At 60.7% G+C, this 12324-nt stretch carries 14 protein-coding genes; 4 read left to right on the forward strand and 10 right to left on the reverse strand.

From position 1 onward, the window contains the following. Window positions 1–199 precede the first annotated feature (199 nt). The 4 genes from CRN80_RS23310 to CRN80_RS23325 form a co-directional block, all read right to left on the reverse strand. The gene (locus CRN80_RS23310; protein ID WP_098951392.1) at window positions 200–493 is read right to left on the reverse strand and encodes a hypothetical protein; all 294 of its coding nucleotides are present in this window, start codon (window positions 491–493) and stop codon (window positions 200–202) included. Between the two features lie 318 nt (window positions 494–811). Then, complete coding sequence (locus CRN80_RS23315; RefSeq protein ID WP_032897173.1) at window positions 812–1423, reverse strand: LysE family transporter; 612 nt, start codon at window positions 1421–1423, stop codon at window positions 812–814. Between the two features lie 678 nt (window positions 1424–2101). Next, window positions 2102–2584, reverse strand: coding sequence for an arsenate reductase ArsC (locus CRN80_RS23320; protein ID WP_098951394.1), 483 nt, complete (start codon window positions 2582–2584; stop codon window positions 2102–2104). An 11-nt stretch (window positions 2585–2595) separates the two neighbouring features. Next, window positions 2596–3879, reverse strand: coding sequence for an arsenic transporter (locus CRN80_RS23325; protein ID WP_032897175.1), 1284 nt, complete (start codon window positions 3877–3879; stop codon window positions 2596–2598). A gap of 223 nt (window positions 3880–4102) precedes the next feature. Here CRN80_RS23325 and CRN80_RS23330 point away from each other — a divergent pair, with 223 nt between their 5' ends. The 4 genes from CRN80_RS23330 (at window position 4103) to CRN80_RS23345 (ending at window position 5919) form a co-directional block, all read left to right on the forward strand. After that, a complete protein-coding gene (locus CRN80_RS23330) occupies window positions 4103–4318 on the forward strand; it encodes a hypothetical protein (protein ID WP_003191339.1) in 216 nt (71 codons plus the stop codon). Between the two features lie 71 nt (window positions 4319–4389). Next, complete coding sequence (locus tag CRN80_RS23335; protein ID WP_014718528.1) at window positions 4390–5085, forward strand: AzlC family ABC transporter permease; 696 nt, start codon at window positions 4390–4392, stop codon at window positions 5083–5085. Next, on the forward strand, window positions 5082–5393 hold the full coding sequence (locus CRN80_RS23340) for an AzlD domain-containing protein (RefSeq protein ID WP_098951396.1): 312 nt from the start codon (window positions 5082–5084) through the stop codon (window positions 5391–5393). The genes CRN80_RS23335 and CRN80_RS23340 overlap by 4 nt, the downstream gene beginning before the upstream one ends. A 172-nt stretch (window positions 5394–5565) precedes the next feature. After that, window positions 5566–5919, forward strand: coding sequence for a hypothetical protein (locus CRN80_RS23345; RefSeq protein WP_056783319.1), 354 nt, complete (start codon window positions 5566–5568; stop codon window positions 5917–5919). 149 nt (window positions 5920–6068) lie between these two features. On the opposite strand, the gene CRN80_RS23350 is transcribed toward CRN80_RS23345, so the two are convergent. From CRN80_RS23350 to modA, 6 genes are all read right to left on the reverse strand, one after another. Next, the gene (locus CRN80_RS23350; RefSeq protein WP_098951398.1) at window positions 6069–6773 is read right to left on the reverse strand and encodes a YoaK family protein; all 705 of its coding nucleotides are present in this window, start codon (window positions 6771–6773) and stop codon (window positions 6069–6071) included. Between the two features lie 69 nt (window positions 6774–6842). Continuing rightward, window positions 6843–8477 (reverse strand): ABC-F family ATP-binding cassette domain-containing protein, encoded by a 1635-nt coding sequence (locus tag CRN80_RS23355; protein ID WP_098951400.1) that lies wholly within the window; start codon window positions 8475–8477, stop codon window positions 6843–6845. 124 nt (window positions 8478–8601) lie between these two features. After that, window positions 8602–9651, reverse strand: a complete 1050-nt coding sequence (locus CRN80_RS23360; RefSeq protein ID WP_032897185.1) for a DNA topoisomerase IB — start codon at window positions 9649–9651, stop codon at window positions 8602–8604. Window positions 9652–9725: 74 nt separating this feature from the next. Then, complete coding sequence (gene modC / locus CRN80_RS23365; RefSeq protein ID WP_098951401.1) at window positions 9726–10805, reverse strand: molybdenum ABC transporter ATP-binding protein; 1080 nt, start codon at window positions 10803–10805, stop codon at window positions 9726–9728. Between the two features lie 5 nt (window positions 10806–10810). Continuing rightward, entirely contained in the window at window positions 10811–11491 is a 681-nt protein-coding gene (gene modB / locus CRN80_RS23370; protein ID WP_098951403.1) for a molybdate ABC transporter permease subunit, read from the reverse strand. Then, on the reverse strand, window positions 11492–12244 hold the full coding sequence (modA, locus tag CRN80_RS23375; protein ID WP_047710915.1) for a molybdate ABC transporter substrate-binding protein: 753 nt from the start codon (window positions 12242–12244) through the stop codon (window positions 11492–11494). Window positions 12245–12324: the final 80 nt, after the last annotated feature.

Here is a 12324-nt window from a genome sequence, read left to right on the forward strand (position 1 = left end):
CCCGGTACTTACCTGCAGACAGGCGAGCGAAAGCATGCCGAGCCGCAAACTTCGCGATCGGTTTAAATAAGGTGTTCACATAACTTCTGAAGGGCCCGCTAACGGCGCGTTAATTAACTAACGTGCAGCGGGCTACTACTGGACCTGTTCATAACGAACTCCAGGGTCATCAATAAGAAAGTTGTTGTTTCCAGCCAGGTCAGGCGGCGCGAGCGCTCAGGTAAAGACCGAACAGCAAGCGCGCTTGCGCCAGGCTGGAAACCTTGGGTCTCTGTGGGTCTAGAGGGTCGGCGTGATCCCAGTGCTGCACCAGGTGGCCGCTTTCAGGGCTGATACGCCAGTGCGCCAGCGGCGGGGCCGGGCGCACTTGAGGGGAGGGTATGGCAAAGGTCGAGCGGGTTGGCGAAAAGCCCACGGGTGCTCGGCACAGCTTGGCGCGCAGGGCGGCCACCAGTGTGCGTGTATCGGGCAAAACAAGGAGTTGGAAGGTCATAACACACCTCGGGACCGGACGGGCGACCGGTGAGGCAGTTACGGTGGAGCATCAAGCTCTAGCGCAGCTTACCGGACCTGGAACGCGAGTCCTGTCATATTCTGGGTTTGGCGCCCGATGCCCGCAGAGGCGGTGCTCGGACAGCGACTAGATACTGTGTCCATTGGCTTCTTTTGTGAGGTTTAAAAAAGGCCCCAGTTGCGGGCACGGGCAATCTACTCAGGGCATCAGTGAATGTCAACGTATGATTAATTAAATTATCCGGTGTTCAGAGTTCGTTCAGATAAGAGCCGCGCGTAAGTTGTAGGTTGAATAACTTCATATACCTTGCGCGGCGAGTAGCGCCAGATAGATCAATACTAAACCGCAGGCCGCATAACTCACGCGTTGCCACGTCGGTGATGCGTTTTTGCGCAGCAGGTTTACCAAGGCGGCAGTCAGAAAACACGAGAGCACCGACGCCAGCATGAAGCCGGCAAAAAACATCAGCGTTTGCCCGTGGCTGGGGGTGGTGCCGACAATCCCCGACAGTGCGCTGCCCAGAGCGCCCCAGTAGACAATATTCTTAGGGTTGGCCAGGGAAATCGCCGCGCCCACCGCCAACGCATTTTTGCCTGAGCTGGCAGGGGCGTCGTCGGTTGCGGGCAACTGCCAGGCATCAATCAGGCTGCGGATGCCCAACCAGGCCAGGTACAGCGCGCAGATGATTGTGAGTGGTACCCGCACTGCATCATGCTGGATCAGCAGTGCGATACCGGTGAGGCCAATCACGGCCCAGACGGCGTCGCCCACCAGCGAGCCGAACTGCACCAGCAAGGCCGGTGTGAAGCCATGGAGCAAGCCGCGGCGCAGGGTCTCTGCCAGTACGGCGCCGGGGGAGAGGCAAAATACGAAGCCGAATACCAGCGCATAAACAAAGATCGACAGCATACTCAGCTCCTTTCGAGAAAGTGCCAGAGCATACGTCAGTCCGGGAGGGGGATACCACGTCCTCTGTAGGAACGCTCGCGATGGCGGTGTGTCAGTCACTGAATCTTCAACTGAACCACCGCTTTCGCAGGCAAGCCAGCTCCCACATTGGCCATGCATTGCCCACAGAATCAGCGCCCGGCGCAGATCCCCTGTGGGAGCTGGCTTGCTCGCGAAGGCGGTGTGTCAGTCACTGAATCTTTAACTGAATCACCGCTTTCGCAGGCAAGCCAGCTCCCACACTGGTCGTGTATTGCCCACAGAATCAGCGCCCGGCGCAGATCCCCTGTGGGAGCGGGCTTGCCCGCGAAGGCGGTGTGTCAGTCACTGAATCTTCAACTGAACCACCGCTATCGCAGGCAAGCCAGCTCCCACATTGGTTATGTATTGCCCACAAAATCACCGCCTAGCACAGATCCCCTGTGGGAGCGGGCTTGCCCGCGAAGGCGGTGTGTCAGTCACTGAATCTTCAACTGAACCACCGCTATCGCAGGCAAGCCAGCTCCCACACTGGCCATGCATTGCCCACAGAATCAGCGCCCCCTGTAGGAGCGAGCTTGCTCGCGAAAAGCGTCAACGATAACGCGTGTTTTCTGGATGAGCGCGGTGTCTATGAATTTTTCGCGAGCAAGCTCGCTCCTACAAGGGCTGTGGTGTTGAGGCAATGCGGTGGAGTTCAGTCTTCAATTCATCCGACGATAAACTCGCAAAGGGCAGCGCAAAAAACGCCTCGCAGCGTGCAGCGATAATGTCGAGGGTGGCTTTGAATGCCGCCTCTACCTGCGCCTCGTTACCCTGTACCTCGGAAGGGTCTTCCAAGCCCCAATGCGTCTTCACCGCTGGGCCGAAATACACTGGGCACGCTTCACCGGCCGCTTTATCGCACACGGTGATGACCACATCCGGCGGGCTGTCTTCAAAGGCGTCATTGCCTTTGCTGTAAAGGCCGTCAGTGCTGATGCCCGCCGCCTGCAACGTGGTCAGGCTGCGTGGCAACACCTGCCCCTTGGGGAAGCTGCCAGAGCTGATCGCCTTGAAGCCCGACGGTGCCAAGTGGTTGAACATCGCTTCAGACAGGATGCTGCGGCAACTGTTGGCGGTACACATGAACAGGACTCTCATGGGGCGCTCCTTTAGAGGCTCAAGCGCAAAGCGAGGGCGGCGAGGGTGATCAGCAGCACGGGCAAGGTCAGCACGATCCCGACCTTGAAGTAGTAACCCCAGGTGATGGTGATGCCTTTGCGCGCCAGGATGTGCAGCCACAGCAAAGTGGCTAGGCTGCCGATAGGCGTGATTTTCGGGCCCAGGTCGCTGCCGATCACATTGGCGTAGATCATCGCGTCCTTGACCACGCCCACGGCCTGGCTGGACTCGATGGACAACGCGCCAATCAGCACAGTCGGCAGGTTATTCATGGCCGAGGAGAGCAGCGCCGTCAGCACCCCGGTGCCCATGGCCGCGCCCCACACGCCGTAGGTGGCGAAGGTGTCGAGCCAGGTCGCCAGGTAATCGGTCAGGCCGGCGTTACGCAGGCCATACACCACCAGGTACATGCCCAGGGAAAAAATCACGATCTGCCACGGGGCTTCCTTAAGCACTTTGCGCGTGGAAATCTGATGACCTTTGGCAGCAATTACCAGCAGCAGCACCGCACAGGCCGCCGAAATCGCACTGATGGGTATGCCCAGCGGTTCCAGGGCAAAACAACCGACCAGCAGAATACCCAGCACCCACCAGCCGGCGCGAAAGGTCGCACGGTCATGGATGGCACTGGCGGGGTCATCCAGGTCGGCCGGGTCGTAGGTCTGCGGAATATCCCGGCGGAAAAACCACAGCAGCACCGCGAGCGTGGCGGCGACACTGACCAGGTTCACCGGCACCATCACCGCGGCGTATTCATTGAAGCCAATCTTGAAATAGTCTGCCGAAACGATGTTCACCAGGTTCGACACCACCAGCGGCAGGCTCGCGGTGTCGGCGATAAACCCTGCGCCCATGACGAAGGCCAGGGTCGCCGCCGGAGAGAAGCGCAAGGCCAGCAGCATCGACATCACGATAGGCGTCAGGATCAACGCCGCACCGTCATTGGCAAACAGCGCCGATACCAGCGCACCCAGCAGCACCATATAAGCAAACAACCGCCGCCCGCGGCCACGGCCCCAGCGCGCCACATGCAGGGCTGTCCAGGCGAAGAAGCCGGCCTCGTCCAGCAACAAGCTAATGATGATCAGCGCGACAAAGGTACCGGTGGCGTTCCAGATGATGTGCCACACCACCGGAATGTCCGCCAGGCTGATCACCCCACACGCCAGCGCCAGGATCGCGCCCAGGGTGGCACTCCAGCCGACGCCCAGGCCCTTGGGTTGCCAGATGACCAGCACGATGGTGACGAGGAAAATCGCAATTGCGACAAGCATGAATAAAAGCTCCGATGGCTCACCAGCAAGGCTGGCCCGTTGTGGTCTGTCGCCCATTGCATTCAGACGCAGTGCGTCTATACGTATTTCTGTATGTCCCGGTCAAATCTTGTTTCAGTTGATATGGATCAAACGCCTGTAAAACCACCACAACTGTTTGAAATTAAAATGAAACACAAATGTCCTAACGTGCCTGCCCATTGCTGATGAAGGAAGACCCCGCGTGACCCGAGCCACCCGCAACCTGCGCAAGACCCTGGATTCCGTCGCGGAAAATAACGAAACCGCGGCGTTCGACCTGATGCGCGCCGTGGAAAAACTCGGCGATGAAGTGCTGCGCCAGCGCCTGCTCAATACCATCCACCGACTGAACCAGGATGCCTACGAATTGCGCGAAGCGCGAGATTCGGTAGAGCAGGTGTCGGTAAAGCTCGCCTGAGCAAGATCGTTCAAGACACGCCTTCGTTGGTGCTGGCATGCTTGTCGACTGTCTGTCGATGAGCCGTTTCCATGCCCACTGCATTACCTCATTACGCCTTCACCCGCGGCGCCATCGCCGTCATTCCCTTGTCCCTGGCATGTGCGCCCTGGGGGTTGCTGGCCGGCTCCATGGCCATCGACGCGCAATTTACCCCGCTGCAAGCCCAAGGCTTGTCCGCCATTGTGTTTGCCGGTGCCGCACAATTGGTAGCCATTGGCATGGTCAAGAGCGGTGCCAGCCTGATTTCCATTGTGCTGACCACCTTGCTGCTGACCTCCCAGCATCTGCTCTATGGCATGCACATGCGTCCTACCCTGTCTTCGCTGAACACCCGCTGGCGCATGAGCCTGGGGTTTTTGTTGACCGATGAGTTCTTCGCCCTGGTCAACCACTATGACCGCCAGACCTTCAATCGCTGGTACGCCCTGGGCGTCGGCCTGACGTTTTACCTGATCTGGAACCTCTTCACCCTCGCCGGCATCGTGCTGGGCAAGAGCATTCCCGGCCTCGATCAATTGGGGCTGGAGTTCTCGATTGCCGCCACCTTTATCGCCTTGATCACCCCGGTGGTGCGCGATGTACCCACGGTGGTATGCGTGGCGGTCGCGTTGCTGAGCTCGGTCTGGTTGAGTTATCTGCACTGGGAATCGGCGGTGGTGGTCTCGGGTGTATTGGGGATGAGCGCGGGGTTTGCCTGCAAGCGGCTGGGAGTGGGGCAACGATGATTTACCTGATGATTGTGGCCATGGGCCTGGTGGTGTTCTTCAACCGTTACCTGTTTATCGAGCCACGCTTGCCGGTGCGGCTCAATCGCGGCGCGCGTGAATTTCTGGGCTTCGCCGTGCCGGGCATGCTCACGGCGATCTGCGGGCCGATTGTTTTCCTGGCGGACCATCAGCTCAACCTGAGCCCGACCAACCCTTACCTGCTGGCCGGGATCTGCGCCGTGGCGTTGATGTACTGGACACGCAGCGTATTGACCACCGTGCTATTGAGCATGGCGCTGTTCTATCTGCTGCGTTGGTGGCTCTGATACCCAGGCAAAAAAAAGCCCGCGGGGTGGCGGGCAGAAGGGAGACTTCTAAAAAATGAGCCTGCCAACTATAGGCGGCGTGTTGGCTCTTCACAGTGAAACAAAGTTCATGGGCGCGTCAGTTGGCCTCGGCACAATGGTAGAGTCACGGTTTTTCCAAGGAAGCAATGGCATGCACAAAGTGGTAATGGGCGCATTGATACTGGCGGCCCTGGCCGGTTGCGCCGGTTCGAAGATGAAAGAGGCGCGCGCAGGCAGCCCTTACAAAACCCTGGCGTCAGATAAAGCCACCCTGGTGGTTGCCCAGTGCATCCAGTTCGGCTGGCAGGATGAAAGCGTGTTCGGCGTCGATGCCGGCGGCTTCAAGGAAGCGACCGAGGCGGGTGGCTTCACGGTGTACACCACCGGTGGCGATTACTTTGTCGATGTACTTAGCTCCGGCGCGGGCTCCAAGGTCAACTACTATGCCGCACAGGACACTATGCCGGCTAAACGTCGCTTGGCAGCACTAGCCACTTGTCTGTAAGTCGGTTGCCTTAGTCATATTCCGAAACGCCTGGCGGGACAGCCGCCGGGCATTGGCTTATGATTCACTCGCTCGTTCGACGTGATGGCTCTTTACCGGTACACGGATGTCGAGGCTTAAACGTCGAACGAGCTCCTCCACCCCCAACCTCAACGGGGCATGAAACCCAAGTGCCAGCGTCGCGGAATCAACAGTGTCACCACCCCCAAGGCCCCGGCCAACGCACCACTGACCCACAGTGCACGCAGGCCCATTTGCTGTTCCAGCAGGGCGCCGATCACCGCGCCGATAAACATCCCGGCCCACGGAATCAGTTGCACGCGCCAACCATTGCGGCGCTCGCCCATTAACCAGCGGCCCAGCCCGCGACCAAAACGTGACAGCGCCCCGGTGACGTAGGTCAGCCCCACCGGTAATCCGTTCACCTCCTCGACGGCCGCGTTGAGCATGCCCATGGCAATAATGGCCGCGAGCAACGCAGGCAAGGTGTCGGTGGCAGGCCACAACGCCGCAGCGCAGAGCAAGGCGCCGATGCACAGCAATAAGGGCAACGCGTGGCGCTTGCTGAAACGGCTGACCAATACGCCCAAGGCATTGCCGACCACGAAGGTAGCGACCAACAACACCAGCCGCCCGGTGAGCCCCAGGTCGCCCGCGCTGATGGCCACCGCCAGGCGCGTGGTGTTACCGCTCATGAACGAGACGAAATCGCCGCTGGCCATAAAACCGATGGCATCGGTCATGCCCGCCAGCACCGACAGGCAGGCCACCAGCATCAAGCCCACGCGGCCACGCCAGCGCTGTCGATGGGCGAGCGTGGCATTGGCGTAAGGCTTGCGGGATGAAGGCAGCATGGGGCCGGTTTCCTCGGTGAGATTATCCGGCCACTACCGTAGGACGCTTTGCCTGTCCGCGCAATGACCTCAGACACGCTCCAGTTGCCAGCCGGTGGCGTGCCACGTCAGATGGTGAGTCGGCTCGATCGCCTGCAAGAATGCCTCGTCATGGGACACGGCCAGCAGCGCGCCGGTAAAGCCCTTCAAGGCCTGCTCGAACGCCAGTACCGATTCCAGATCCAGGTGATTGGTGGGTTCATCCAACAGGAGCAACTGCGCCGGTGCTTCACGCCACAAGGCTACCGCCATCGCGGCTTTCAAACGCTCGCCGCCGCTGAGTTGCCCTGCCGGCTGCGTGACCCGCAGCGCGTCCAGCTGCAACAACGCCAGACGTGTGCGCAGCTCGGCTTCGGCCAATGGCGTATCGAGCAAGTTAAGTTGCTCGACAAGGCTGCGTCGGTCGTCCAGCAGCGCCAGGTGCTGATCGATATAGGCGCTGGGCACCGCGACGTTGCACTCGCCACTGACCGCCCGCCAGTGGCCGGCGAGCAGTTTGAGCAAGGTCGATTTGCCGCAACCGTTCGGCCCACGCACGGCAACGCGAACCGGGCCTGTCAGGTTGAGCGTCAGGTAACTGGCGGGTGCCAGGGGATCAAGCCAGGGTAATTGCGCCTGTTCCAGCACCAGCAATTGGCGGCCATTCGGGACGGTTGAGCCTGGTAATGCGAGCAGTGTGGGCGTCTCATCCACCACGCGCTCGTAAGCTTGGCGCACTTGGGCGTCGAGTTGGTTTTTGTGATCGTGATGGGCACTGCGTACCGTGCTGACAATCTCCTTGGCTGCGCTTTTCCAGCGGGCCTTGGTAAAACGGTCGACGTTGGCGGTCTCGGCCTGTTTACGTGCGCGTGCGGCGTGGCGCTGCAGGTCGTCGTGATCTTTTTGCAGGCGCCGACGTTCGCGGCTGCGGGCCAGACGCGCCTGCTCCCACGCGGCAATCGCGGCCTGCTGGTGAGTATCGTGTTGCTGGCGATAGGCATCGTAGTTGCCGCCGTAGGCCTGAATGCCCAGGGGCGACAGCTCAATGATGCGGCCCATGACGTTGAGCAACTGTCGATCATGGCTGACCACCACCAGGCCACCGCGCCAATCGCGCAACACACGCAACAGCCAATCGCGCCCCGCAGCATCAAGGTGGTTGCTGGGTTCATCCAGAATCAGTAACTGCGGCGCCGCCAACAACGCCCCGATCAGCGCGACCCTGGCGAGTTGGCCGCCGCTGAGTTGATCGGCCGGGGTACTGGCGCTGAGGGTCGGCAAACCCGCTGCATCCAGCGCCTGGCGCAGGCGTTCGGCGAGGTCCCAGCGGTCGTCGATCAGCTCCAGGTCACCGAGACGTGCATCGCCCTGGGCCATGCGCTCAAGGGCAGCCAGGGCCGCGGCAGTTGCGGTGATATCGGCGATGGTTTGCCCTGGTTGAACGGCGACAGCCTGGGGCACATAGGCAACATTGGCGGTTTTTTTCAGGGTGCCGGAGGAGGGCAGCAGCACGCCGGCCATCAACTTCGCCAGGATACTTTTGCCCCGTCCATTGCGCCCGACGATACCGGTAGGCGTTTGATCAATGGACAGGTTCACGTCGGCCAGCAAGGTCTCGCCATTGGCGAACTGGAAAGACAGGTGTTGCAGGGAAACAAGCGCGGGCAGCCGTTTGACGTCAGTCATCAGCACCTCCAAAAAAATGTCGAACAGGCCAACAAGCGCGCCAGGCGGCTCGTTGCAGATACATTTTGGAAGGCTTAGATGTTCACGTCGGCGGTCATCCCGTGAGTCAGAAGGGAGGCAGAGCCTAACCCACCTTAACTTTTCGCGGCAAGTCTTCGGCGAGTTTTTCCAGGAACATCGCCAGCGCGACTTCTTCGGCTTTCAGGCCTTTGCGCACTCGCGGCTTGGGCAGCTTCGACAATTGGCCGAGGCTGAAATGTTCAAGCACCGCCGGGTGGATATAGCACTTGCGACACACCGCTGGCGTGTTGCCCAACTGCCGGGCGACATCCTTGACCATCGCCACCACATGCCGCTTGGCGTCGGATTCGGGCTGCCACGCTAACTCGCGCAACACCGCCAGCGCCATCGCCGTGCCGGCCCAGGTGCGGTAGTCCTTGGCGGTAAAATCTTCGCCGGTAAGATGGTGCAGGTAGTCGTTGACGTCCTGGGAGCTGACGGTATGCCGCTCACCGTCTTCATCCAGGTACTGGAACAGGTTCTGCCCCGGCAATTCCATGCAGCGCTTGACCACCCGGGCCAGGCGTCGATCCTTGACGCTGACTTGGTGCTCCACGCCACTCTTGCCACGAAACTGAAACTGGATCTCGCTGCCTTTGATGTCCACATGGCGGTTGCGCAGGGTGGTCAGGCCGTAGGATTTGTTTTCGCGGGCATATTGGGTATTACCGACGCGGATCAGCGTGGCGTCCAGCAACATCACCACCGTGGCCAATACCTTTTCGCGGGTAAACCCCGGCTCGGCGATTTGTGCTTCGAGCTGTTTGCGCAATTTGGGCAAGGCGGCGCCAAAGGCCTGCAAGCGCGAATACTTGTCGCTGTCGCGCACTTCGCGCCAGCGTGGGTGGTAACGGTACTGCTTGCGGCCACGGGCGTCGCGGCCGGTGGCTTGCAGGTGGCCGCGAGGGTCGGCGCAGATCCACACATCGGTGTAGGCGGGTGGCACCGCCAAGGCGTTCAGGCGTTTGATTTCATCGGCATCGGTAATGCGCTCGCCCTTGGCGTTCAGATACTGGAACTTGCCTCGCACTTTTTTACGGCGGATGCCGGGCTGGGTGTCATCCACATAATGCAGGTCGCGGGGCAGGTCGGCGGGTAACGAAGAGTCAGGCATGGGGCGGGTTCCTTGGCAACAAATCAGGCCGGTATGTCTGATTGACCGCAGCGCCCTGCGGTCGTGCCAAATGCTTAAGCCAGTACCGCCACTGCCTTGATTTGCGCCCACAGCGTCAGGCCCGGATGCAGTTGCAACTGGTCGCGGGAGAAGCGCGTGATGCGCGCCAGTAACGGCGTGCCGCCAGCGTCCAGACGCACCAGTACATGGGCACTGTTATCCGCGCCGATGGTTTGAGTGACGGTCACCGGCAAGCGGTTGAGGATGCTGCTGTGTTCTTCGGCCTGCAGGCTCAGGCTCACATCCCGCGCCTGGACCTTGACCCGCAGCGGTTTGCCCACCGCCAGCGGGGCGTGGGCCACGCGCATCTGCAACGGGCAATCGGGCAACTGCAGGGTGAGCAACTGATAATGCGCGTCGTAGGCAACGACGCTGCCGGCGATCACCACGCCGGCATCGTCGCCCAGCGCCAGGGGCAGGTCGAGGCGCGCCAGGGTTTCGCCGATAGGGCCGCTGGCCAAGGCCTTGCCGTCGCTGAGCAAGACGATATGATCAGCCAGCCGCGCCACTTCGTCCTGGGCGTGGCTGACGTAGAGCACCGGGATGTCCAGCTCGTCGTGCAGGCGTTCCAGGTAAGGCAATATCTCGCTTTTGCGTTGGCTGTCCAGGGCCGCCAGCGGTTCATCCATCAACAACAACTTGGGGCTGGTGAGCAAGGCGCGGGCGATGCCGATGCGCTGGCGCTCGCCGCCAGACAAGTGTTGCGGGTGACGCTCAAGCAAGTGCCCGATGCCCAACAGTTCGGTGGCCTGAGCCATGTCCACGCGCCGTTGCGGGCGTGGGATACGTTTGAGGCCGAACTCCAGATTGGCGCGCACCGACAGGTGAGGAAACAAACTCGCCTCCTGGAACACATAGCCCAGGGCGCGTTTATGCGGCGGCACAAACAGCCCTTTGCGGCTGTCTTGCCACACCTCGTCGTTGATTTGCACAAAACCGTGTTCGGCGCGTTCTAAACCTGCGATGCAGCGCAGGCAGGTGGTCTTGCCAGAGCCGGAATGCCCGTACAGCGCGCTCACGCCACGCCCGGGCAATTGCAGGTCCACATCCAGCGTGAAGGCGGAGTACTTCAGCTGCAGGCGTATATCCATCATGGCGATCAGCTCCAGCCCATCTTGGTTTTGCGGCTGGAATAGAGCGCCAGCAACACGAGAAAGGCGAACACCACCATGGCCCCGGCCAGCCAATGGGCCTGGGCATATTCCATGGCTTCGACGTGGTCGTAGATCTGCACCGAGACGACACGGGTCTTGTCCGGGATATTGCCGCCGATCATCAGCACCACGCCGAACTCACCGACGGTATGGGCAAAGCCCAGGATCGAGGCGGTGATAAACCCCGGGCGTGCCAGCGGCAGGATCACCGTAAAAAACGTGTCCCACGGGTTGGCGCGCAAGGTCGCGGCCACTTCCAGCGGGCGCGTGCCGATGGCCGAAAACGCGTTCTGCAGCGGCTGCACCACAAAGGGCATGGAGTAGATCACCGAGCCAATCACCAGCCCGGCGAAACTGAAGGTGAGGGTGCCCAGGCCCAGCCACTGGGTGAACTGGCCGACGTAGCCGTTGGGCCCCATGGCCAACAACAAGTAAAAGCCGATGACCGTTGGCGGCAACACCAACGGCAGCGCCACCACTGCGCCGATGGGGCCGCGCCACTTGGAACGGGTGCGCGACAACCACAGGGCAATCGGTGTGCCGATGATCAACAGGATCAGGGTGGTCAGTGCGGCCAGCTTGATGGTCAACCAGATCGCAGAAAAATCAGCACTCGACAGGGGCATTTACAGCTCGTAACCGTAGGATTTGATAACGGCAGCCGCTTTCGGGCCTTTGAGGTAGTCCACCAGGGCCTTGGCGGCGGCGCTGTCCTTGCCCTTGTTGAGGATCACGGCGTCCTGTTTGATCGGGTCATGCATGGCGGCCGGGACAATCCACGCCGAACCGCTGGTGACTTTGCCGTCCTTGTAGATCTGCGACAAGGCGACAAAACCCAGCTCGGCGTTGCCGGTGGAAACAAACTGATAAGCCTGGGTGATGTTCTGGCCCTCGACGAGCTTGTCCCTGACCTTGTCAGTCAAGCCTTCTCTGGCCAGCACTTGGGTGGCGGCTAAGCCGTAGGGTGCAGCCTTGGGATTGGCGATGGACAAATGCTTGAACTCATTTTTCTTCAGCACCTCGCCCTTGGCATCCACATAGCCGTCTTTGGCTGACCACAGCGCCAGGGTGCCGACCGCGTAGGTAAAACGTGAGCCCTTGACGGTAGCGCCTTCGCTTTCGAGTTTTTGCGGGGTGGTGTCATCGGCGCTGAGGAACACTTCAAACGGCGCGCCATTTTTGATCTGGGTGTAGAACTGCCCGGTGGCACCGTAAGCCGCGACCAGTTTATGGCCGGTGTCTTTCTCGAAGTCGGCGGCAATCGCCTGGATCGGGGCGGTGAAGTTGGCGGCCACGGCCACCTGCACTTCATCGGCATGGGCCGTACCCAAGGCAAAGGCGGCAAGCAGGGGGGCCAGGCGTGAAACGCGGGTGATCATGAGGCAACTCCTTGAAGGTGTACGGCAGGCTTACCGCTATGTATGGGAATATATAGCGGTTGGCCATTGCCGGTACAGTG

The organism is Pseudomonas sp. FDAARGOS_380 (assembly GCF_002591235.1).
Classification (GTDB): Bacteria; Pseudomonadota; Gammaproteobacteria; order Pseudomonadales; family Pseudomonadaceae; genus Aquipseudomonas; species Aquipseudomonas salmasensis.

Coding starts and splice junctions, on each gene's coding strand:
- CRN80_RS23335 (WP_014718528.1), top strand. CDS start 4,390: ATGCCCACTGCATTACCTCATTACGCCTTCACCCGCGGCGCCATCGCC.
- CRN80_RS23360 (WP_032897185.1), bottom strand. CDS start 9,651: ATGCCTGACTCTTCGTTACCCGCCGACCTGCCCCGCGACCTGCATTAT.
- CRN80_RS23310 (WP_098951392.1), bottom strand. CDS start 493: ATGACCTTCCAACTCCTTGTTTTGCCCGATACACGCACACTGGTGGCC.
- modC (WP_098951401.1), bottom strand. CDS start 10,805: ATGATGGATATACGCCTGCAGCTGAAGTACTCCGCCTTCACGCTGGAT.
- CRN80_RS23350 (WP_098951398.1), bottom strand. CDS start 6,773: ATGCTGCCTTCATCCCGCAAGCCTTACGCCAATGCCACGCTCGCCCAT.
- CRN80_RS23325 (WP_032897175.1), bottom strand. CDS start 3,879: ATGCTTGTCGCAATTGCGATTTTCCTCGTCACCATCGTGCTGGTCATC.
- CRN80_RS23320 (WP_098951394.1), bottom strand. CDS start 2,584: ATGAGAGTCCTGTTCATGTGTACCGCCAACAGTTGCCGCAGCATCCTG.
- modB (WP_098951403.1), bottom strand. CDS start 11,491: ATGCCCCTGTCGAGTGCTGATTTTTCTGCGATCTGGTTGACCATCAAG.
- CRN80_RS23315 (WP_032897173.1), bottom strand. CDS start 1,423: ATGCTGTCGATCTTTGTTTATGCGCTGGTATTCGGCTTCGTATTTTGC.
- modA (WP_047710915.1), bottom strand. CDS start 12,244: ATGATCACCCGCGTTTCACGCCTGGCCCCCCTGCTTGCCGCCTTTGCC.
- CRN80_RS23345 (WP_056783319.1), top strand. CDS start 5,566: ATGCACAAAGTGGTAATGGGCGCATTGATACTGGCGGCCCTGGCCGGT.
- CRN80_RS23355 (WP_098951400.1), bottom strand. CDS start 8,477: ATGACTGACGTCAAACGGCTGCCCGCGCTTGTTTCCCTGCAACACCTG.
- CRN80_RS23340 (WP_098951396.1), top strand. CDS start 5,082: ATGATTTACCTGATGATTGTGGCCATGGGCCTGGTGGTGTTCTTCAAC.